Source organism: Mesorhizobium sp. IMUNJ 23033 (assembly GCF_044778005.1).
GTDB lineage: Bacteria > Pseudomonadota > Alphaproteobacteria > Rhizobiales > Rhizobiaceae > Mesorhizobium > Mesorhizobium amorphae_A.
The window spans coordinates 1-21,351 of sequence record NZ_JBJACT010000056.1 but is presented as its reverse complement, the minus strand read 5'-3'; the positions used below and the strand labels follow the sequence as shown (position 1 = coordinate 21,351).

Here is a 21,351-nt window from a genome sequence, read left to right as displayed (position 1 = left end):
CGGAGCCGGCGCTTCGCGCAGTCGAGATGGCAATCGACATGCAGGACGCCGTTCAGCGCCTGATCGCCGCGTGGCGTCTGCGGGGCCATGCAGTCGGTTTCGGCATAGGGCTCGCGATGGGATGGGCGACGGTCGGCCGAATTGGCTATGAGGCCCGCGTTGACTACACCGCGATCGGCAATGTCGTGAACCTGGCGTCTAGACTGTGTTCGTCGGCCGATGATCGGCAAATCCTTATCGATCATTCCGTGGCGCGTGCGGTGGGTGGGAAGATTCCGGTGGCCGCGCTTGGCATGCGCCGCCTCAAGGGCTTCGACGAGCAAGTACCCGTATACGATGTCGGAACGCGAAGCGCGAGGTCAGATGTCGTGTCCGACCAGAGTGAAATCGGCGTGACAAGTTAGGCTCGGCTGAAAACCAATCTTGGGCATACGGCTGGACCGCATGGCAGCTCGTCACGTCGAGACCGGACCATCGAGATCGTGCAATTGGACAGCAGCTACGGATCAGATCAGGACAAACCCTTTGCCATGCTGAACGTCCGCTCGCTCACATCTCGCACCAGAAGCCGCCAGTCCGCTTTCGGCCCATTTCAGTCATCACGATCGCAGGTCAGGAGGGCTGTTCCTGGTGCAATAGATCGCTTTCAGCGAGAGGCGACTGTCGAAATCTCCGACGGCCAGCAGCTTCGTCAGAAGTTGCAGAGGCGCGAAATGGGCGCTGCGTTGTGGGGCAGGGAAGGGCGCATGTCTTGCCTCGAACAACGCCCTCGCACGACAACGGACTACATTTGCTCTCTACCACCCGTCGCACATGGCCAGAGTGCAACTCGTAAGTCACTAATTCCAAAGGAAATTCAGATCGAAACGTGCTCAAGCCTGATCCAAAATGCCCGTGGAGTATCGAGCGGGATCGTTGTGCATCAACATACGCGTAGAACAATTCTTGTTGTGTTTCAATAGTTTGGCAAAGTTTTAAAATAAACTGGGGTCGCTAACTGGTATATGTGCCGCGTGACCATCAAGGATAAATACCCAATAATCATGGAAGAATTTCTATGATACTCGATTGTCCCGCCTGATCACGGATTCCGTATCGTGAATCGGACCATATCGTATCGTGCGAACATTGAAAGTCAGTCGCAATGACTCGGCTCAACATGCCGAAGCACATTCCTCCAGCGACGAGGATCAAGAGGGTCTGCAAACCACCAGATTGGATTTGTCCCAACGATCGAGCTCGCTGACGGGATAGAGGACCGCTTTGCCGATCTTGATGTAGGATGGACCGACGCGCATCGTTCTCCAGTTCCGCAGTGTACCTTCGCTGACTTGCCCACGGTAGCGGGCAACGACTTCTTCTAGCGTGAGATAGGCGGGGGTTCGACACGAGATCTCCTGAGGACAAGCAAACGTGCCGCAGCCTGTTGCAGAAAAGGGCTCAGGCGATGATGACCGCATTGCGTCAACATCAGACATTTCGCGAGTGAGCAGAACCGCAGTCACCTGAGGCGCTGGATCGCCTTGTCAATGCGAAAGCACCAGGGCGAGCATATCGGCGACCTTGCGCTTCACCTCGGCCGGATTGTTTCAATCGCGCTGAGGACGATCTCTCGCGTCTCAAGGTCCTGTACATTCCGCGTTGAGTAATGCGGAAGCCACATTGGAAGGTCGCGGTCGAGGAGTTCGTCCTCAGCGGCTGCTTGCTCATTCTATCGGCGGATGCGCGCGCCCGTATCCGAATCGAAGAGGAAGACAGCTGAGTCGGCAAATGTGATCCCGATCGGCTCATCCATATCGAAGTGCGCCGACTTGTCGGCCTTGACGGTCACGGTGGCCTCGCCGAGCTGGCATGTGATCAGGGTATGGTCGCCGATGAGCTCCAGCGCATAGACCCGTGCTGCGATCTTTCCGTCCGATGGGCTCGTCACCCGGCAGTCCTCGGGCCGCAGGCCCGAGGTGACCTTTTTCCGGCTTTCGGCGACGTTGGTTGCAAACCGTCCTTCCGGGCAAGCGAAGGTACCCTCGACCAACTCGCCCTGGAGAAGGTTCATGGGCGGTGAACCGATGAAGCCGGCGACGAAAAGGTTCGCCGGATCGTCGTAGATTTTTCGCGGCTCGGCAATCTGCTGCACGACGCCGCGGTTCATGATGGCGACGCGGTGAGCCAGCGTCATGGCCTCGATCTGGTCATGCGTGACGTAAATCGTCGTCACGCCCAGATCGGCCTGCAGGCGCTTCAGCTCCGAACGCATGTGCCCGCGCAGCTTGGCGTCGAGATTGGAGAGCGGCTCGTCCATCAGGAAGACGCTGGGCCGCCTCACCATCGCGCGGGCGAGCGCGATGCGCTGCCGCTGGCCACCGGAGAGCTGTCGGGGATAGCGGTCGAGGAATTCCTCCAGGTGCACCTTCACGGCAGCACCGCGAACGGATGCGTCGCGTTCGGCGCGCGGCACGCCCCGCAGCTTCAGCGGATATGCGATATTCTCCGCAACCGTCATGTGCGGATAGAGCGCGTAGGACTGGAACACCATCGCCACGTCGCGATATTTGGGCAGTACGTGGGTGACGTCGCGCTCGCCGATGAGGATGCGGCCGGAGCTCACCGATTCCAGCCCGGCAACCATGCGCAGCGCCGTCGTCTTGCCGCAGCCCGAAGGGCCGAGCAGCACCAGGAACTCGCCGTCCTGGATCTCCAGGTCGAGCCCCTTGACCACCTCGACCGCGCCGAAGGACTTGTAGATGTCGGAGAGGGTGACCCGCATATCTACTAGCCCTTTACCGCGCCGACCAGCAGCCCGCGCGCGATGTGCTTCTGCAGGACGCTGGAGATGACGACGACCGGGGCGATCATCACGGTGATCAGCACGGACATGTTCCACCATTGCGGCCCGCGGGTCGTGTTCTGTGCCGATACCAGCACCGGCATGGTTTGCGCGTCTGCATTGGAAAGGAAGAGGGCCAGCAGGTACTCGTTCCAGGCAAGGATCAGCACCAGCAGGAAGGTTGCGACTAGTCCAGAACGCACCAGCGGCAGCGCGATAGTGAAGAAAACACGGAACTTGGAGGCTCCGTCAATCTGTGCGCTCTCCTCGAGGTCGAGCGGGATGCCAGCGAAGAAATCGCGCGTCAGCCACACGACGATCGGCAGGTTGATAGCAGTGTAGGTGGCAATCAGGGCCAGCTGGGTGTCCAGCAGGCGCAACTGCTGGAACATCACATAGATCGGCAACACGGCGACAATGGGCGGCATGATGCGGTTCGAGATAATCCAGAATTCGATGTCGTTGTTGCCGACCGCGAGCCTAGTGCGCGCAACGAGCGTGAACAGCGCGATGATGAAGAGCGCCGCCGTCACCGCAACGGCAATCTCCCACTGCACCCCGAAAGTGGCCACTGCCACGATCACTGCGACGAGGAGGATCAAGAAGAGGGCAACGGCGGCAAGCTTCACCTGGAAGCGGATGCGCACGAGCGCGTAGGCCGCCAGCGAGCCGATCAAGACAGCGAGCAGCGTGCTGGCCAGCGCGACGACGACCGAATTCATATAGGGGCGAAGCGTGTGGTTCTGCACGAGCATGAAGTCCCAAGCCTGGAGCGAGGGAGTGAAGTCGACGAAAGGGAGGTAGAAAGGCCCGTTGTCGACCTCCCCAGGCCCCTTGAAGGACGTAATCAGCACCCAGTAGAGCGGCACCAGCACGACCAGCGTCCACAGGAACAGAAGCGCGTAGGTCACGATCCTGGCGACCGGCGCCTGGCTGTCGATCGAGGCCGGCTCGAACAGCCGGCGCGCCAGAGAGCGCTGCTCGGCGCTCATGTTTCGAACCGGCGCGCCGGCCGGACCACGAAGTTGAAGAACGAGACGCATACAATGGTGGAGATGAACAGGAGCATGTAGCCGATCGCGGCAGAGCTGCCGAGGTCTTGGGTGCGCCAGGAAATGAAGGAATGGAGCGTCATCGATTCCGTCGCGAGACCCGGCCCACCGCCGGTCAGTACGTTCGGTAGGTCGATGATTTTGAAAGCCTCGATGAGCCGGATCAGGACGACGGTCGCCGCAATCGGCGCAATCGCCGGCCAGGTGATGTCGCGGAAGATCTGGAAGCCGTTGGCTCCGTCGAGCCGCGCCGCCTCCACTTGATCGCGTGGTTGGTTCTCAACTGCCGCCAGCAAGACGATGAACATGAAAGGCGTCCACTGCCAGGTGTCGCCGACCAGCACCATAAGCCGTGCCGACCACGCCTCTGTTGCCCACGACCACTCGCCGATGCCGAAGGCGCTTACCAGCGGGGCGAACGGCCCCTTTTGCATGTCGGCGAGCATCCGAAACGTATAGGCTATGCCGACCGGGGTGACCATCAGCGGGATGAAGAAGAGGACGCGGAAGAAATTCCGGCCGCGGATCGGCTGGCCGCAGAGAAGTGCGAGGCCCAGCCCCAGTGCGAACTGCACGGCCACACCGACGAACACATAGAGAAGCGTGTTGACCACAGTCCCCGGCACGCCGCCCGACGCGATGGTGGCCAGCGCGAGGACTGCCAGTCCCATCGCCGTCGTCGTCGCCAGAAGGCGGCCAATCATGCCGATAATGGTCTGCCTGCCGCGCAGCAGATAGCGGGCGAGGAGAAAAAGCAGCCCTGCCGCGATCAACGCCAGCAACACCCATTGGACAAAGCTGAAGGTGCCGAACCTGCCGAGCAGGTGATATTGCTGCGAGCCGACTAGCAGCTTCCGGAAGTTCACAAGCCCGATGAATTTCAGCGTGAATCCGCCCGGCGCGAGCGCGAATCGCGAAAGCGCCAAATAAGCCGAGATGATGAGTGGAAAAATCGCGAAGCAGAGAAGCACAATGACGGCCGGCATCACCATGATGCGGCCGGAGTGACCGTCCAGCCATTCGGCCCAGCCGCGACGGTCGGCAGCTTCGAGCGTAGTATCGGCGGTTGCGGTCATTGTGAACCGGGAAAGTGGGGCGGCCATGAGACCCGGCGCGGATCGATGCCACGCCGGGTCAATTGCCTGGCCGCCTACTTGGCGCCAATGGTCGCCTTATAAAGTTGGAGCTGCTCGTCTTTGCCGATCTCGTCGTTCAGCTCATTCCAGCCGTCCTCGACCGCCTTGACGGTCGCTTCCTTGTCGATTTCGCCGGCGAGGAAGCGCGAGACCGCCTCGTCGAGCACGACCTGCTGGTACTTCTGGTTCTGCGGGATGCGCAGGTCGAGTATCATGTTGGGGCTGCTCATGCTGTCGTTGATGGCGCCCAGATACACCTTGGCCTCATCCTCGCTCATGCCGGCGTTCTTCCACAGATCGCTGTAGCTAAGCTGCGAGGTGCGATACGGGTTGAAGCCGGTGCCGCCAACCGTCACGTCGGCATTCGACTGTGCCGGTTGCGTCATGAACGAGAAGTAGGCGTAGGCCGCATCCTTCACCTTCGGATCGGCCGCAGCGTTGATGCCGCCGCCCCAGCCGCCGAACGCGGCGAACGGAGCGTGGTTCACGCCGTCGACGGCGTGCGGGCAGTTCTCGGCCGAACAGGCTTCAAGGTTGCCGGTGTCCCAGTTGAGAACCTCCTTCGAGCCCGGCATGACCGCTGCGCCCCACTTGCCCATAACCTTGGACTGCTTGGGATCGATCGAGATCGTGCCGACATCGCCCCAGTCTAGGTTGAGCGCGCAACGGCCGGACGCAAACAGCGGCCGGGTGTCGCTGACGTCGAGGTTGAGTTCGTCCGGCGGGCCGTATTTCGTCGATTCCGACAGAAAGTCGAGCGCCTTGCGGAAGGCCTCGTTGTTGACCAGCGGCGCCATGTCCTTGGTGTTGAAGAACGTGCCCTGGCTGGTGCCCTTCGACTGGGTCATCGAGCCCACCACGTCGGTAACGAACCAGTAGCTCTGCGCATTGCGCTTCTTGGCGATGCAGGAGCCGAAATCCGGCGTGCCATCGCCGTTCATGTCCTGGCCATGCGTGGCCTTGGCGACCGCCAGATACTCGTCCCAGGTTGTCGGCACCTTCTGCCCGGCGGCCTCCAGGATGTCCTTGCGGTAGTACATCATGTGGAAGTCGCCATCGAGGGTGATCATATAGGTCTTGTCGTTGTACTTCTCGGAGAAGTCACGGAAGAACGCGCCGACATCGTCCTGGTGGATATCCTTGTCGGCGTCGACGCGTGGGGTCAAATCCTCGAGGTAGCCGCCGGCGATGTAGTCGACCATCCATTGCGGCGCGAACACCGCCGCGTCGACCGAGTTGGTGCCGGCCGCCCAGTCGGTCAGAATCTTCTGATAGAGATCCGAAAACGGCACGGCGATCACGTTGATCTTGGCGCCAGTGAGCGCTTCGAACTCGGGCGCTCGGCGCTGTAGCGGCTCCTGGATCGCTCCAGTCTGGGTAATGACGTTCACAGTTACGCCGGCAAACGGTTTGTCCTGCGCGAGTGCAGGTACGCTTGCAAACACGCAAATGGCCGCAACGCCGGCCAGCAAGGCTCTTGTTCTCATCGACTTCCTCCCGGTTGATCAATCGCAGTTCTACGTGGTCGGATTGCGATCACATTCCGATCCTCCAATCGGCTGCGTGTGCACTAGCCACCGCCCGCGTCGACCCGGCGGCAACAAAGGGGGTGATCTTAGGTCCTGACTTCATTAGAATCTACTGCTCCCATGAGTATTGCGGCCCGCGAATCGGCCGGTCGGCTACCCCGACTCCTCAGCTGCCGGCCTCTCTATTGCAGGCCCAGTTTGGTAGCATAGTTACCGCATTTTCGTGCGTCAACGCGGCCGTGGGCCAGTTCCGCCGATTTTTCCCGTGTTTCTTTTTGACGGCGGTTGGCATCGTGTAATTTTGCTACTTGCCGGAGAGGATGCACTTCCACAAACCCGTTGGCGCCGACGGCCGCGTGCGGCGAACCGCCATGGAAGGGAGTGACACGCCCCCGTTCGAGTCCTGGTGACCCGAGCGTGTTTCATATCTGTTTTCAGGATCCGGCCTGGAGGGTACGCCATGCTCATCGAGGCCGACGTCCGCTTTCTCGCGCCCCGCTGGCGACATTCTCCGGATTGATGGCGGATTATGTCGTTGTCCGACCAGGGCGCTCTGGCCATCGCCGCTCGTGGCGCTGCGCAGGCCGTGAACGCGTGCCCTCAAGTGCCCGTCCAACCGCTGCGTGGTTCTCGGGTTAGCGGCGCTCCCTTACAGCACGCGTGTCGAACGCGTCTCTCGCAGGAGCTTCTTCATTGACGCTATGCGCTCCCGGTGACTCGGGTCGCGACGCATGGCAACGGCTGTCGAGAGAATGTCGACGACGGTCAGAGCTGCGATCCGCGAAATCGTCGGTGTGTAGATGTTTGTATTGTCGAGCGTCTCGATCAGAACAGGCACATCGCAATGCTCCACGAGCGGAGATGGCGCGCCGATCAGGCCGATGACCTTCGCACCGTTCTCCCGCGCGATCCTGGCCACCTCGATAACCGATCGAGTCATTCCCGTATTGGAAATGACCACCGCGACGTCGCCGACCTTCATCATGGCGGCGGCGATGAGTTGCTGGTGCGCATCCTGCTGAGCACCACACGGCACGCCGAACAGAGGAAACTTCTGCTGCGCATCCTGGGCAACGATACCCGACGCCCCGAAGCCGAAGAACTCGATCGCGCGCGCTTGCGCGAGAACATCGATCGCTTTTTCCAACTGGATCTTGTCCAGATGTTTGCGAGCCCAATCAAGGCTTGTCATCGTGTAATCGAAGATCTTCTCGGCAACGGCCTCGGGGCTGTCGGTGTCGAGCAGCACCGAGTGGGTCGCCGGCGTTCCCAGCGCCAGACTCTGCGCGAGGCGCAATTTGAAGTCCTGGAATCCGGCGCAGCCGATCGAAATAGCGAAGCGAATGACCGTCGGCTGGCTAACCTCCGCTAGCACAGCCGTTTCAGCCACCGTCGCGTTCAGGATCCGGCGCGGGTCGGCGAGCACGACATCCGCGACCTTGCGATCCGACTTGCGCAGTTGATCCCGCTTCGTGCGCACGATCTCGATGATGTTCTTGTTGGCGATCTGGCGCTCTTCCAATTGCTCGTCCAGGACCATGCCCGCTTCGTCCCCGAAAACTCAGACTCATGACTACTACCATAGAAGTGCCGATGGAGTGCCACTGCCGGGCTTGCCGATCCGATACGAGAAACCGGCCCGGGCTCGCACAACCCTCGGCCGGATGCTGGCCGACGCCAGCTGTCTATGTCTCTTGGTGCGGCCGTATTGAAGGCAAACATCAATCATTAGGCTCGCCCGACGGCGCGCCACCTGATCGCCGTTGCGGTTGATCGCACGCAGGCGATCTTCTGCCAGCACTACGCGCTCGCTCACCACCTCCATGCCGGCCAGCCAACCCCGTGCAGCCCGGCACCAGCAAGAAGTTCTCCCTCAAGAGCTTGCCCGGCGTCGAGTGGACGATCTCGAAGCCGCATTCGCGCAGCCGTTCGACCTGTGAGCAGGTCAGCGACCGCGGAGTAACGAGAATGCGATCAGCCAGGGCCGGGACGGCCAGCCTGCCTGTCGTGGGCCTGCATCGGAGAGCTGCCTGCGGAGGCGGAAAGAGCGATCTCGGAGAGCCGATCAAAACCCGGCCCGGAGTGAGGGATTTCGATCCCGAACACTTCCGCAATAACTTGCGTCCAGCCGTGGAGGAAATAGGTCCAGCCATCTTCGACCTGCAGCCTTCGCGCATGCTGCTGGTGCCGCGCCTGCTTCAGGAACAACAGCTCGCCGCGGTAATTGAGATCCCATGCAATGCCTCGCTCCGGGAACTGGGCGGTATCCGTCAGCGGCGAACCTGATGCGTCCTTTCCAAGCCCGGTCGCATTGATGATCAGGGAGGCCGTTGGAAGCGTGGACACGATCTCGTCATTAGCATCGGGCCGCTCAGCCTGCACATATTCGAGCGCGACGTCGCATTCGACTTGGCGATGGATGCGCGCGATCTCGTCAAGCCGGTCTTGGCTTCGGTCCGACACGACGATGCGGGAAGGGACGTTTCTGCCGCGCGAGCGGCGCATCAGGTGCCAGGTAATGGCTATCGTCGAGCCTCCGGCGCCCATCGAGAAAACCGCCCCTCCCGTCCTTGTAAAGCATTCCGGGCCAAGGAAGGCGTCGAGAGCAAGTCCGGAAGAGATCGGATCCTTCGCCTTGCAGATGAACCTGCCGTCGCGCTTGGACAGGCAACTCGTCTCACCCATCAGGCGCGCATGAGGATCGATCTCATCGAACAAGTCGCGGCACGCCCGGTAAAAATCGATCTTGTGCGTCGTCACAAGCGCGCCGAGCGACAGCGGATCTGCCCTGATGAAGGCGGCAGCTTCCCGATAGAGCGCCGGATCGGCATGTAAAGGGAAATCCATGCCGACGATCGTCGCGTCATTGAGGCCGAGGTGCTTTGCCCAGGCTGGGAACACCTTCATGATCGAGCTCTGACCGGTGGTCATGCCGATAAAGTAGATCGTCGGGCGGCCAGCGCTTGAGTGGGTCATGAGGCTGCCCAATGCTCACAAGCCGCCGCTGCCCTGACGCGACGGTCTTCTCCAGCGGGCTCGGGTCGAGACGCGTGTCGGCGCCGACGCAAAGCTCTGGCCGCCCCTCGCTGATGGCCCCAAGCAGGTTCGCGGCTGCGCTTGTCCGAAACGGAATCCCGGCGACGGGGGAGACCGCCTTCCAGCAGGGCGTCTGCCAGCGGAAGCGTATGCTCGGCGGCCTCAGTCGCAATGACTGACACCACGCCCACGCGGCCGATCAGATTGAGGGGATTGCCAGCCAAGGCATCTTCGTCCTTACTCATGCGAGAGCCCCCAGCAGCCGCTGTACCGCTTGATGCGGGCGGGGAATGTAATCCGCGTTCTCAACTAGAATCCAGCCGCTGGCACTATCGGCGACAACACGATGCCGCATCCCCCGCGAGCGCTCGATGATCCCGTAGTCCTGGCCGGAGTCGGCAGGATAGCTAAACATCATAACGAAGTCCCCCTCGCCGGTGTTGATCGACCGGTGGATCCAGAACGGGGGCACGTAGCAGATGACCTGCGGTCCGATCTCAATGGCCCGCGTCTCTCCCTGCGGCGACTCCATGAGCATCAGGCCCCAACCCTTCTGGCCATAGTACACCTCGGGGCGATCGGGCCGGGCATGAATGTGGCCCCGCGTCATGAAGAACTCGGCTCCGATCTTGCCGGGGCTCATGCGGGTTAATCCGAAGATCATGTCGCCGGCCTCGGCAGACGGGCGGAATTCCGAGACGTCGTAGACGATCGGGTCGCCAGCCTGCTCGAGGATCGATTCGAACGCGCGCTCGTCCGCATACAAGCCGCGCAGATCGCTCATTCGCTTCTCGTAGCGGCCAGTGCCGCCAGCCATGGTCCCTGATGTTGTCTCAACCGTGCAACTTGCCGGCTCGCGCAGATTCATGCCACTCTCCAATCCGTAGTTGGATTACATAGAACAAGCCGCAAATCCGAATCAAGGGTCTAAATCCGACCCGACGAGGCAAGTTCTCGTAATTTCGCTACAGGATTGAGCCTAGTCGGAGAGATTCGTTAGGCTAAGAGTCGGGAGGCCCGACTGGCTTGTCTGGTGGGCGGCAACATATGTGGAGGAGCAGGTTCCGTGATCGCCTTGCGCGCCGTCGCATCGATGCCGGTGCGGCCATGGCACATGCAGCAGGTTCATCAGCAGATCTTCATTGCCGCCATCATCGTCGGCGTAGGGCTCCTGCAATGCGGCTCTATTGGTTCAAGCACTGCTGAAGTGACAACCTCGGGGAACTCGCGATGAAGCGCGATTTGTTTCTGGCCATCGACGTCGGCACGGGCAGCGTCCGGGCTGCGCTGGTCGATCATGGCGGCAATGTCGTTTCGATCCGGACGTCCGAGCACGACCAGATCATTCCGGCCTATGGCTGGTCGGAGCAACGCCCACGCGACTGGTGGGCCGGGGTCGTGAGCTCGATCCGGGCCGTCCTAGCAGGCGTCACGCGGGCTCGTGAGAGGGTCAGCAGCGTTGCGGCTTGCGGTCAGATGCACGGAACCGTGCTCCTCGATCAGAATGGTCAACTGACGCGCGAGTCAGTCCCGCTTTGGAACGACAAGCGCACGGCTTCCCTGGTTGCGGAGTTCGAGGCGAGGTTCACGGCTTCGAACTACTTGGCTGACACGGCCAATCCGGCTACCCCGGCCTGGCCCGGTTTCAAGCTGCAGTGGATTCGGGATCAGGATCCGGAGGCGTATCGACGCGCGGCTATCGTCATGATGCCGAAGGACTACATCAACTTCCGGCTCACCGGCGAGTTGGCAATGGATTGGACAGACGCTGCCTGCAGCTTCCTCATGGATCCGCGGACTGGCCAATGGTCGAAGCTAATGTGCGAAAGGCTTGGCCTGGATATCGGCAAGCTTCCAGGGATCCGCATGCCGGTAGAAATCCTCGGAAGCGTAAGCGACGCCGCCGCTCAGGAGACGGGCCTTGCCGCTGGGCTGCCGGTGCTCGTCGGTGGCGGCGACTACCCGGTGGCGCTTCTGGGATCCGGTGTCTGCCGGCCCGGTCTGGGCTCCGACGCGACGGGCACGTCCTCGATTGTCACGCTCATCACGGACAGGCCGCTGCTCGATCCGGAAATCTCCAACGTCGGTACGCCAGAGGGCAACTGGGGCGCCTTCATGCTGCTCGAGAGCGGCGGCGACGCGGTGCGATGGGCGCGTCGCGCCTTCCATGAGAAGGCGCTCGGCTATGACGAGATTGTTGCCAAGGCCGCCGAGGCTCCGGCCGGCTCGGAGCGGCTCTTCTTCCTGCCCTATTTGATGGGCGAACGGCTCGGCAGCCACCGCAACGCGCGCGCCCAGTTCTTCGGCGTCACTGCGGGCCACGGACTGGCGCACCTGCATCGCGCCATTCTCGAAGGCGTCGCTTTTGCGGTCAGGCGCCACATCCGGATGATGGAGACAAATTCGGGGCGGAAGTTGGAAAGAGTGATTGCCTCCGGGGGAGGGGCCAAGACGCCCCTGTGGCTGAAGATCAAAGCGAGTGCGTACGGAATTCCGATCGCCGTGCCGCAGGAGCCGGAATGCGGCGTCATCGGCTGCGCCATTCTCGCCGCAACTGCCGAAGGCCGGTTCGCGGATCTGGAGCAGGGCGCCGGCGCTTTCGTGCGCTACGCCGATGAGGTGGCTCCGGATCCCCGGTGGGCCGAGACCTATGCGCGGATGCAGCCGGTCTTCGAGAGGCTCTATCACCACGCGCAGGTTCTATACGACGACCTGGACCGGCTGGCCTGATCTCGTTCACCCTTCACCGAGCCAAAGAGGTAACGGGCGCCGGTCGCAGCATCGGTTTCGCGACAGCACAGGCTCTTCGCCAGGCTGGCGCCACTGTCGTCCTTGCCGAATGAATGCCGAGCTGCTCCAGCATGCGTGCGATAGCCGGACGGGCGAAGGACACAAGGTCGAATCAGAAAGGTTCGACGTCAGCGACTCAGCGGCTGTCGAGGCGGTTCAGCGCCGCAATGCGGACCGCCATGGCCATGTCGACGTGCTCGTCAACAATGCCGGCATGGTCATATCCGACCATCCCGTCGAGCGAATGCCCGACGACTTCTGGAATACTGTCGACCCCAGAAGCGACCGCTCAGGGGCTTTCACTTCACTATTCTCCGTACCTCGTGACCGACCATGGCAAAAGGGGCTTCGAGCGCGAGCAGCTGGAACTTGCAGGGCGGCGGGGCGCACGTGTGCTGGCTGCATCATCCCGAATGCCGTGTCCTGCTGCGACTGGTGCCGGGCTTACACAGGCCCGCACCAGACTAAGGCACGACCAGCACCTTCACCTCGCCGGGCGCGGGCGGCTCGGCGATCGTCGCGGCGGCGGCCCGAGCGGAATCACGCGTGAGATCAGCGGCGTAATCGCAATCCTGCCTGACGTGATGAGGTTGGCCGCACGCACCTGAGTGAACGGGTTTATGAAGGCGAAATGAAGCTGGATCTCGCGGAACAGGAGATCGAAAGGCTCGATCGGCACCGTCGAGCCCCGAGGCAGCACTCCGAGAACGACGATACGGCCACCAGTGCGTGTCAGTTGCGGGGCACACTCAACTGTTTCCGGCACTCCCGCGCATTCGAGGGTCAGGTCCGCTCCGCCCGGCCATGTGCGGGCCGCCTCGTCCGGCGTTGCGGCAGTCTCCGCCGCCCCGAGCGAACGCGCGAGCGCATGCTTGGCAGGGTGGCGGGTCAAGAGCATCGTCTCTGCGCCGGCGAGCCGCGCGAGTTGGAGCCCAAGCAGGCCGATCACACCGCCGCCGATCACCAGCACGCGCTCGCCAGCAACGGGCGCGCCGATGTCGAGCCCGTGGAGCGTGCAGGCAAGGGGCTCGCAGAACGCGCCGTGCAGCGGGTCGAGATCGGTGGGCAGCGCCACCGCCTTGTGCGCGGGGAAGACGGCGTATTCGGCGAAGCCGCCGTCGCGGTGGATGCCGGTGGCCACGTTCCGTTGGCACAGGTTGACCCGCCCGCGCAGGCACGCGTCGCAGCGCCCGCACCAGTCATTGGGGTCGCAGACGACGCGAACGCCCTCGGCGATGTCCACGCCAGTACCACGGCCTACGACGATGCCCGAGAACTCGTGCCCGAGCGTCACCGGCGGGGTGCAAGGGAATTCGCCCTTGAAGAGATGGCGGTCCCGCAAATCCCCGCCGCCTCGATCCGCACCAGCACCTCGCTGGGACCGGGGTCGGGCACCGGAACCTCCGCCGTGCGGATGTCGTGGGTGGCCATCAGTCGCGTCGCACGCATGGATTTCCCTTCCACTCTGGCCATAACGCAGCCGGGCGAGATGACCTCCACCAGTCACCTATAGCCCGTCATCTCAAGATAGCCGCGCCCGGCATGGCTGCCCTCAATTCGGATCGGGCCTTCCCAATAGGGAAAGCGTGTGTCCATCCAGGCTTGCGGGTTAAGCGCCCGCGTGGTCACATCTACCCCTTTTTCCGGCAATTGCACCCGCCAACGGATCGGCACGCTGCGTCCCGCGACTGCCGCCGTTTCGAGCGGCGTCACTCTTAGCGCGCCAGGGGCCTGCGGCTGCGGCCTGCCGTCGGCCCCGATCCATGTGGCCGATGTAAAGCCCGCGCCTCCGCCGCGCAGGCGGAAGCCCATCATCTTTTCGCCGCTGTCGAAGTGCAAGGAGAACCAGTCCCACCCGGTCTGATCGTCAGCCAGCGGCTGCGAGGACCATTCGTGGTCCAACCACCCCTGACCGGTCACCGCAATCGCGCCCGCCGGAAGGGTCAGCATGCCGGTCACGTGGTAGAATGGTTGCGAGTAATAATAGCTCGCCTGCCCCTTCTCGGATTTCACCGAATAGCCCTGCACTCCCTGCGGCACCAGAGGGCCTTTGGCGTCCAGCGCCAGTTCGTAGGAAAACGCCTGTCCCGCTGCACGCAGATCGAGCGCCGACAGCGCATCCGCCTCTGGCAGGGCCCGGCCTGCCATCTGCCAGTTGTCAATCCAGGCCGCAAAGGGCGCAGCCGTAACCCCAGCCTGGCCGATGCCGCCCCGTGCCATCCGTTCGGCCACGAATTGGTGCGTTTGCGTCGTCAGCCCCGCATGGCCCATCCAAAGCTGCGGACTCGACCAGCCGGACCGCTCCAGCGGGGCCAGGGCGGATCGGAAAAGAGTCCATTGCACGCCATAGTCCGTTCCATCCGCAGCTTGCAGGTTGGCGGTCAGATACCACCATTCGATCCGGTAACCGGGGTGCGGGCCGTGGTCTCCCGGGAAGTTGAATGCAGTCCCCGGCTGCGGCACTGAAAACCCGTCAGCCTCTGTGCCAAGCCCAGCAAAACCCTGGCCAAAGGCAGCTGCGGCCAAGCACAGGTAGATCAGCAATGCCCTAACGCTCATGTGCAAATGCGCTCAACAAATCCGATGGCGAAAGACGAGCCAGCCGCCAGGCAGGCACGGCGGCTGCAAGCCCGGCCGCCAGCAGCGCGAGCGCCGCCAGCCGCACCCAGTCACCGGGAAAAAGGTGCATCGGCAGACGCCAGCCAAAAGCCTCGACATTCACAACCGCCAACAGAACAAAGGCGAGCCCGATACCTACAGGCAGGGCGGCCAGCATGGTCAAGGCTGCCAACAGCAAGCCGCGCCAAAGCTCCAACCATGCAAGGTGGCGGCGGGTCAGACCCATGGCCCAGACCGGCGCCAGTTGCGGCAGGCGCATCCCCGACAGGGTTATGAGGCTCGCAAACATCGCCAGCCCCGCGACTCCCAGCGTCAGCACATTCAGCGCGGCTGTCACGTTGAATGTGCGCTCAAACACTTTGAGCGAAAAGACCTTGATCCCGGCCTGGTCAATCACGTTCTGCGCGGGCAGCCCGAATTCCGCCCGCAGGCGCCCAGCCAGTGCTTCGGCCTTGCCGGGGGCAATCCGAATGGCATAGCGCAGGCGGGAGACGTCAGGGTAGTGCTGGACCAGTGCGTCGATCCCGATGATCACCTGGCCGATCGGGTTGCCATAGTCGGCATAGACGCCGACGACACTGGCCCGCCAGCCACCGGGCAGCGTGATCTGGTCCCCCAGGCCCAACCCATGGCGCCGCGCCAGTTGTTCGTTGATCAGGGCGCCGTCGCCTGTGGCGATCCGGTCCCACACCTCCGGCACCGCAGAGAGGATTGGCCAGTTGTCGCGATAGGTGGCATGATCGGCCACGCCGTATATTGCCGCTGGCTGGCCTGCGACCCGGCCCTCAATGCTCCAGATTGGCAGGATCGCGTCGCTGCGCTGGGCCAGCCAGTCGTGTATCCCCGTGGCCTCTGCTTCGGTGCGTGCGGTCACGTAAAGCTCAGAGGCGAGACGCTGATCGAGCCAGCCGATGAAGGCCAGCCGAAAGCTCGACACCATCGTGCTGACGCCCACATTGGCGGCCAGCGCAAGCAGCAGTGCCATTAGTGCCAATGACAGGCCGGGAAGCTGCTGACGCGTGTCGGCCCAAAACCATTCGGCCAGTGGTCCACGCGCCAAGCGGCCGCCAAGGTGCAAAATCCCCGTCAGCACGAGCGGCAGCATCATTGCCGCCCCCGACAGCAGTGCCGCCAGAAGCACAAAGCCCGCCTTGAGGCCAGATCCGAACTGTGCAATTCCCGCCGCCGTCAACAGGAGCACCATCGCAGCCACGCCTTGCGCGCGCAGTGCCCGCCCCGAAGCCCGCGCCCAGGCTCGAGGCTGGGCCGGTGCAAGCAGCGGCAGGCGCCATAGCCGCCAGAGGCTCTGTGCGGCCGCCACCAGCGTGCCGATTACCGCGATGGCCAGCCCCGCTGCCCACACTGCGGGGCGGATCGACAGCGTTCCCGGCACATCGGCCCTGTAAAGCCCGCGCAAGGTGGCGGCAACGTCGGGTAAGAGGGCCGAGGCGACTACATAGCCAAGTGCCACGCCCACCAGCCCGGCGAGGAGGGCGAAGGTCAGCAGCTCGGCGATCAGCAAAAGGACCAGCACGCGGGCCGGCAAGCCCAGTGCGCGCAGCGTGCGAAACACCGGGCGGCGCTGTTCAAAAGCCAGACCGATGGCGGAATGCACGATGAAGAGCCCCACTGCAAAGGCAAGAAAACCGAAAGCCGTCAGGTTCAGGTGAAAACTGTCGGTCAGCCTGGCAAGATCCCCCGTTTCGCTCGGCTCGCGCAGGGTCAGGCCGGGGGCTATTACCTTTAGAGGGGCACGGCCAATCGGTTGTTCCGCCCAGAGCAAAAGACGAGATATCTTGTCCTTTGCCCCAAGCAGGACCTGCGCCTGCCCGATGTCGGTGAGGACTGTACCAGGCGGCAAACCCTCGGCCACGCGCACGGGAGGTGTCGCATGCTCAGTTAGTCGTGCCGCCGTTTCCGGGGCTGCATAGAGCACACCGGGCGCCGTGATGAACGGCAATAGCTCGTCACCCGCCGCAACATCCACCTGCTGCGCCTGCGGCGGCAAAGTCAGTGGGTCAATGCCAAGGACGCGCACCCGCACATTCCCAAACCGCATTTCACCTTCAATCACCGGCGAAACCAGCCAGCCTGCGCGCCGCAGTCTCACAAACACCTGTTGATCCATCCGGGCCCCGTCCTCACGCACCAGTTGCGCGAGCCGGTCCTGCCCAAGGATCGCCGCTGCACGGTCATAGCTTGCCCGCGCCTCACCGTTGATGGCCTGAACCGCTGACCACAGCGCGGTTGCCAGCGATAGCCCCAAAAGCAGCATCGCCAGTTGCACAGGCCGCCTGCGCCAGTGAGATAAGAGCGCTGTCAGCCCGGCCCACACCATCACGCCAGCCGGCCCGCGTGCAGGTGAACGCGGGCGTTCAGCCGGTTTGCCAGACGGTTGGAATGGGTGACCATCAGCAGGGCGGAACCAGTTTCAGCCACCAGCGACAGCATGAGATCGAGCACAGCGTCCCCTGTTGCCTCATCCAGATTGCCCGTGGGCTCATCAGCCAGAACCAGCCGGGGCCGGGCGGCCAAGGTCCGGCCGATCGCCACCCGCTGTTGCTGGCCGGCCGACAGTTGTTCAGGGTAGCGCGTGAGGACCTGGGCGAGGCCCAGCCGGTTGGCAAGGACTTTCAACCAGGCCGGATCAGGGCGGCCAGCAAGCCGAGCCTGAAAGGCAAGGTTGGCCGCCACATCAAGCGAAGGGATCAGGTTGAACTGCTGGAACACAAGTCCGACTGTTCCCCGCCGCAGGGCGGCAAGGGCTGTATCGTTCAGCCGCACAATATTGGTACCGCCAAGGTGGATTTCTCCCGCATCAGGGCTGTCGAGCCCTGCAACGAGGTGCAAAAGCGTGCTCTTGCCGCTGCCAGACTCGCCGGTCAGCGCAAGGGTCTTGCCCGCCTCCAGCGAAAGATCGATCCCGTGCAGAACATGCAACGGCCCCTCGCCAGTGGCGTAGAATTTGTCGATCTGGTGCAGCCTCAGCAGCATGTTACTCCCCGGAGGTCCGCGTGCATCTGACACGGCGGGTCGATCGAGTGAGTGGTCGAACCACGGTGGCGGGCGTTACTGTGACAGACGATCAGGGCATAAAGCTATGGCGGCAGACCGGTTGAGGAAAGCCCCACCGTCATGAAGCCGATGAACGAAGAGCACCTCGCGGTTCTACGCAGGCACATGGTCGAGGTGATTGCAATCCATGCCGACCTTGCAAGCGACGAACTCGGCAAGGCGACGCTTGATGAGCGGGTGATGGCAGCGATGCGGCGGGTGCCGCGGCATCGCTTCGTGCCAGCCCTATGCCTACCAGGACATGCCGCTGCCGATCGGCTTCGATAAGACCGTCTCGCAGCCGTTCATCGTCGCTCTCATGACCGATCTCCTTGCTCCCCAACCGCACGAGGCAGTGCTCGAGATCGGCACCGGCCTGGGCTACCAAACCGCAATCCTCGCGGAACTCGCCGGGCAAGTTTGGAGCGTCGAAATCATCGAGGAATTCGCAAGCCATGCCGAGGCTCTCCTGCAGGGCCTCGGCTCCTCCAATGTCGGCATTCGTGTCGGAGACGGGTCTCGCGGCTGGCCTGAGCACGCCCCATTCGACAAGATCCTGGTCACCGTGGCGGCTGAGCGGACGCCGCCGGCTTTGCTTAAGCAGCTCAAGCCAGGGGGGCGCCTGGTTCTGCCGGTGGGATCTGAAGAAGTACAATTGCTGACGGTCATCGACAAGGATGCGGCAGGGCAACTCGAGGCTCGAAAGCTCATCCCGGTTCGGTTCAGCCGGCTCGAAGCGGTCTAATGAGGGGTGCGGACATCGTACTCTGGGCGAACTCTTCATCAACGACCACAATGCCGCTGCCGCGATGATCATCAGGGGCGCGACTGCCCCAGCCTTGCGCCGGCGCCGCCGAAGGATTTTCGTGTTCAATATGAGGTTGTGCGGGAGCCGTTGTGAACCTGCGGCGTCGCTAGCGCTTCTCCCACTGACCATCGTTACCATCGTGATTCCTTCTGAATGATGGACATCAATGATGCCATCACACTGTGGGACCGAGCATCTAGGTTGGCGTGTCCCGCTCCATGGACACCTCGGCCCGGAGTCACTCGCATTCGTCAGGCCAGGCCTTGTCTGGATGGTTCTCGCACACCCAGCCTTTGCCGTGGCAAATCGTGCAGGCTGCGATCCGCTGCTTTCTCCGCTGCCAAGCCTTTTCGTCCGACATCGACATCAATCTGACTTGTCGAACAGCGATCGGCGCCGGCTCGGCCGCTCGCCCTTGCTGACTTCCTCGACGGGTATCAGCTAACGGCCTTCATAGCGACAATCTTGTCGGCTTCTTCGACGACATCGGAATAGTCCGTCCGATCTCCCGGATAGAAAATGCGGGTACCCGGATTTCTCGAAAACATATGTGTCGCGTTCTCGAGATTGACGTAGACAGGCTCCTTCTTGTCGTCGCCCGCTGAAGTGAGTTGCACCCAAAAAGGCATGACTAGCTTCTCCCATGCTTTCCGGTAAGCATATGCGTAACCTATACCCTTTAATATCTTTCAGCCGACGGAACGTTGTATCGCGTCCGGTGTTGTCCCAATGATCCCCATGTGTGGGATCCTAAAAGGCCCTGTCCCTATCGGCCTTGGTTTGAGCCCGCTGTCTTCCCGGCAGCGGGCCCGACGCATTCAGTGATCGATCGCAATAAGCCCACAGGCTGGTGCGACCTAGCTTTGCCCATCAGGGCTAACTCAGGAAATGGCGCAAGCCGGTTTTGTGGAGCGGAAGACCGCCAGGGCCTAAGGGCCAAAAAGGGCTGGAAGCCCGAACCATTCGGGCCATCGATAATAAGGGCGCGCTTGTCGCGTAGTTCCCGTCTATAGTCGGCTCTGGCCAATACATTCCTTTGACGACACCTGCCAATCGTGGCCGCGAGCCGTTCGAATGCCCCGGCCGTTCAAGGCAATTTGCTGCGCCTCTCAGACTTGTAATGCCGGACTCCTGCAGTGACGCGATTATCGGCATAACCGTGCCGGCGAACGGTCCGCCGTCCTGGTCGGAACGCTGCGCCCGGCTGCCTAAGCCGCTTTCTTGCCGCGGCCTTTGCCGAGAATCGTCCTCACGAACTTGTCCCACTTTTCCATGCCTTCACGCTTCTCCGGCATGTAGTTCCAGCGGTCGTAGTTCTTCGAGCTGACATCGTGAAGGGCGTGGTTCTGGATGCGGTCGCGGATCTCCTTCGAGATGCCGGCCTTGCCGGCCAGCGTCTTCCAGGTGCGGCGCAGGTCACGGTTCGTGACGATCGGAATGACGTTGCGCTCGCGCTGCCGCCAGATGAAGCTGTAGAGTGTGTTGTGGCTGACCGGCTTCGATGCGTCCGTCGCCGACGGAAAGAACCAGCCATGCTCATTGGGCTTGATCGATTCGATCAGTTCGGCCGCGAGCGATGGGACCGGGATGGCATGCGATCTCCTCGACCCGCTGCCCGGTCAGCATGATGATGCGCACGGCTCGAATATAGGGCGGATGCATCGGAGCATCGGGGCACTCCAACCAGCGATACAACCGCACGAACTCGTCCTCGCCGAGCCAGCGGCTGCCGACAGTCTTTGGCTCGGTCGGGATGCCGGCCGCCGGGTTGTAGACGAGGCTGAAGCGGCGGGGAGAGGTGGTTCGGTAGTCGTGCTCCGACTTCATGCCCCAACTGTAGGCGGAGCGGATATAGCTGCGGACATGATCCGCCATGGCGCGGGCGCCGCGCTCATAGATGGGGCGGATGACGTCGGCGACCTCGTCAGGCTCGATCTCGCGGGCAGGGCGGTTGCGGCCGAGCGTGTCGGCTATCCTGTCGAGGCCCTTCTCGACCTCCTTCCATGACGGCTTGCCATTGTCTTTTAAGGACTGGACGTAAGCCTCGAACAGATCAGCGACAGTTCCCGGTCGGGTATCGCTCGCGATCTTGATGCTGCAGCCCTTCTGGATGAGGTTGGCGTAGTCGCGCTTGAACACCTCTCGCGCCTGGGCGAGCGACATGGAGGGGTAGTTCCCGATCTTGGCCTTCGACCGTTTCCCATCGCGCCACTGCTGCGCCATCCACTCGGCGGTGACCCGCCTCGGCATCGGCTTCAGCACTAGGCTGAATCGACATTCACCGCATCCATAGCATTGCGCAAGCGAGTTGGACGAAACTGAGGAAGCATAGGGCACGCCGGTCGTATCGAGTGGCTATGCGTCTGAAGTGCTTGAGCTTGTTGAAGCAGCGTTCGATGAGGTTGCGCGCCTTATAGGCTTCGAAGTCGTAGGGTATCAGGATCTTTCGGGTCGGGTTGCAGGGGATGACGGCCTCAGCTCCCATATCGGCGACAATGGTGCG

Annotated in this window: 14 protein-coding genes and 6 pseudogenes; 5 read left to right on the top strand and 15 right to left on the bottom strand. The window is 62.4% G+C overall.

Annotated features, from left to right (window positions below):
• The coding region (locus ACFX5Q_RS33570; RefSeq protein ID WP_404284716.1) for an adenylate/guanylate cyclase domain-containing protein at positions 1-404 on the top strand (404 nt) is incomplete at its 5' end.
• 786 nt (positions 405-1,190) lie between these two features.
• Here the strand turns inward: ACFX5Q_RS33570 and ACFX5Q_RS33565 are convergent.
• The 8 genes from ACFX5Q_RS33565 to ACFX5Q_RS33530 all read right to left on the bottom strand — a co-directional run bounded on the left by ACFX5Q_RS33565 (position 1,191) and on the right by ACFX5Q_RS33530 (position 10,445).
• A complete protein-coding gene (locus tag ACFX5Q_RS33565) occupies positions 1,191-1,394 on the bottom strand; it encodes a helix-turn-helix transcriptional regulator (protein ID WP_404284722.1) in 204 nt (67 codons plus the stop codon).
• Positions 1,395-1,711: 317 nt separating this feature from the next.
• Entirely contained in the window at positions 1,712-2,764 is a 1,053-nt protein-coding gene (locus ACFX5Q_RS33560) for an ABC transporter ATP-binding protein (RefSeq protein ID WP_404284720.1), read from the bottom strand.
• 5 nt (positions 2,765-2,769) lie between these two features.
• The gene (locus tag ACFX5Q_RS33555; RefSeq protein WP_404284714.1) at positions 2,770-3,816 is read right to left on the bottom strand and encodes a carbohydrate ABC transporter permease; all 1,047 of its coding nucleotides are present in this window, start codon (positions 3,814-3,816) and stop codon (positions 2,770-2,772) included.
• Positions 3,813-4,868, bottom strand: coding sequence for a carbohydrate ABC transporter permease (locus tag ACFX5Q_RS33550; protein WP_404284712.1), 1,056 nt, complete (start codon positions 4,866-4,868; stop codon positions 3,813-3,815). Before ACFX5Q_RS33550 ends, ACFX5Q_RS33555 begins: the two co-directional genes overlap by 4 nt.
• 158 nt (positions 4,869-5,026) lie before the next feature.
• Entirely contained in the window at positions 5,027-6,499 is a 1,473-nt protein-coding gene (locus ACFX5Q_RS33545) for an ABC transporter substrate-binding protein (RefSeq protein WP_404284710.1), read from the bottom strand.
• 691 nt (positions 6,500-7,190) lie between these two features.
• Positions 7,191-8,081, bottom strand: a complete 891-nt coding sequence (locus ACFX5Q_RS33540; RefSeq protein ID WP_404284708.1) for an SIS domain-containing protein — start codon at positions 8,079-8,081, stop codon at positions 7,191-7,193.
• Between the two features lie 434 nt (positions 8,082-8,515).
• Complete coding sequence (locus ACFX5Q_RS33535; RefSeq protein WP_404284706.1) at positions 8,516-9,517, bottom strand: shikimate dehydrogenase family protein; 1,002 nt, start codon at positions 9,515-9,517, stop codon at positions 8,516-8,518.
• A 301-nt stretch (positions 9,518-9,818) separates the two neighbouring features.
• A complete protein-coding gene (locus ACFX5Q_RS33530) occupies positions 9,819-10,445 on the bottom strand; it encodes a glucose-6-phosphate isomerase (protein ID WP_404284705.1) in 627 nt (208 codons plus the stop codon).
• A gap of 198 nt (positions 10,446-10,643) precedes the next feature.
• Here ACFX5Q_RS33530 and ACFX5Q_RS33525 point away from each other — a divergent pair, with 198 nt between their 5' ends.
• From ACFX5Q_RS33525 to ACFX5Q_RS33515, 3 genes and pseudogenes are all read left to right on the top strand, one after another.
• Positions 10,644-10,811, top strand: coding sequence for a hypothetical protein (locus ACFX5Q_RS33525; protein WP_404284703.1), 168 nt, complete (start codon positions 10,644-10,646; stop codon positions 10,809-10,811).
• Positions 10,808-12,307, top strand: coding sequence for an FGGY-family carbohydrate kinase (locus ACFX5Q_RS33520; protein WP_404284701.1), 1,500 nt, complete (start codon positions 10,808-10,810; stop codon positions 12,305-12,307). The genes ACFX5Q_RS33525 and ACFX5Q_RS33520 overlap by 4 nt, the downstream gene beginning before the upstream one ends.
• Positions 12,192-12,575 (top strand): annotated as a pseudogene (locus tag ACFX5Q_RS33515) (hypothetical protein); the annotation flags it as partial. The gene ACFX5Q_RS33520 and the pseudogene ACFX5Q_RS33515, both read left to right, overlap by 116 nt.
• 256 nt (positions 12,576-12,831) lie before the next feature.
• Here the strand turns inward: ACFX5Q_RS33515 and ACFX5Q_RS33510 are convergent.
• The 4 genes and pseudogenes from ACFX5Q_RS33510 to ACFX5Q_RS33495 form a co-directional block, all read right to left on the bottom strand.
• Positions 12,832-13,816: pseudogene (locus ACFX5Q_RS33510) on the bottom strand (alcohol dehydrogenase catalytic domain-containing protein).
• Between the two features lie 54 nt (positions 13,817-13,870).
• Entirely contained in the window at positions 13,871-14,926 is a 1,056-nt protein-coding gene (locus tag ACFX5Q_RS33505) for a lipocalin-like domain-containing protein (protein WP_404284700.1), read from the bottom strand.
• Positions 14,916-17,324: an FtsX-like permease family protein gene (locus tag ACFX5Q_RS33500; RefSeq protein ID WP_404284718.1), complete on the bottom strand. Its 2,409-nt coding sequence runs from the start codon at positions 17,322-17,324 to the stop codon at positions 14,916-14,918. Before ACFX5Q_RS33500 ends, ACFX5Q_RS33505 begins: the two co-directional genes overlap by 11 nt.
• Positions 17,324-17,887: pseudogene (locus ACFX5Q_RS33495) on the bottom strand (ABC transporter ATP-binding protein); the annotation flags it as partial. The pseudogene ACFX5Q_RS33495 and the gene ACFX5Q_RS33500, both read right to left, overlap by 1 nt.
• Before the next feature lie 234 nt (positions 17,888-18,121).
• Here ACFX5Q_RS33495 and ACFX5Q_RS33490 point away from each other — a divergent pair.
• Positions 18,122-18,785 (top strand): annotated as a pseudogene (locus ACFX5Q_RS33490) (protein-L-isoaspartate(D-aspartate) O-methyltransferase).
• Between the two features lie 500 nt (positions 18,786-19,285).
• Here ACFX5Q_RS33490 and ACFX5Q_RS33485 read toward each other — a convergent pair.
• The 3 genes and pseudogenes from ACFX5Q_RS33485 to ACFX5Q_RS33475 all read right to left on the bottom strand — a co-directional run.
• Positions 19,286-19,477: a hypothetical protein gene (locus tag ACFX5Q_RS33485; protein ID WP_404284698.1), complete on the bottom strand. Its 192-nt coding sequence runs from the start codon at positions 19,475-19,477 to the stop codon at positions 19,286-19,288.
• Between the two features lie 579 nt (positions 19,478-20,056).
• Positions 20,057-21,185: pseudogene (locus ACFX5Q_RS33480) on the bottom strand (tyrosine-type recombinase/integrase).
• Positions 21,127-21,351: pseudogene (locus ACFX5Q_RS33475) on the bottom strand (IS5/IS1182 family transposase); the annotation flags it as partial. The pseudogenes ACFX5Q_RS33475 and ACFX5Q_RS33480, both read right to left, overlap by 59 nt.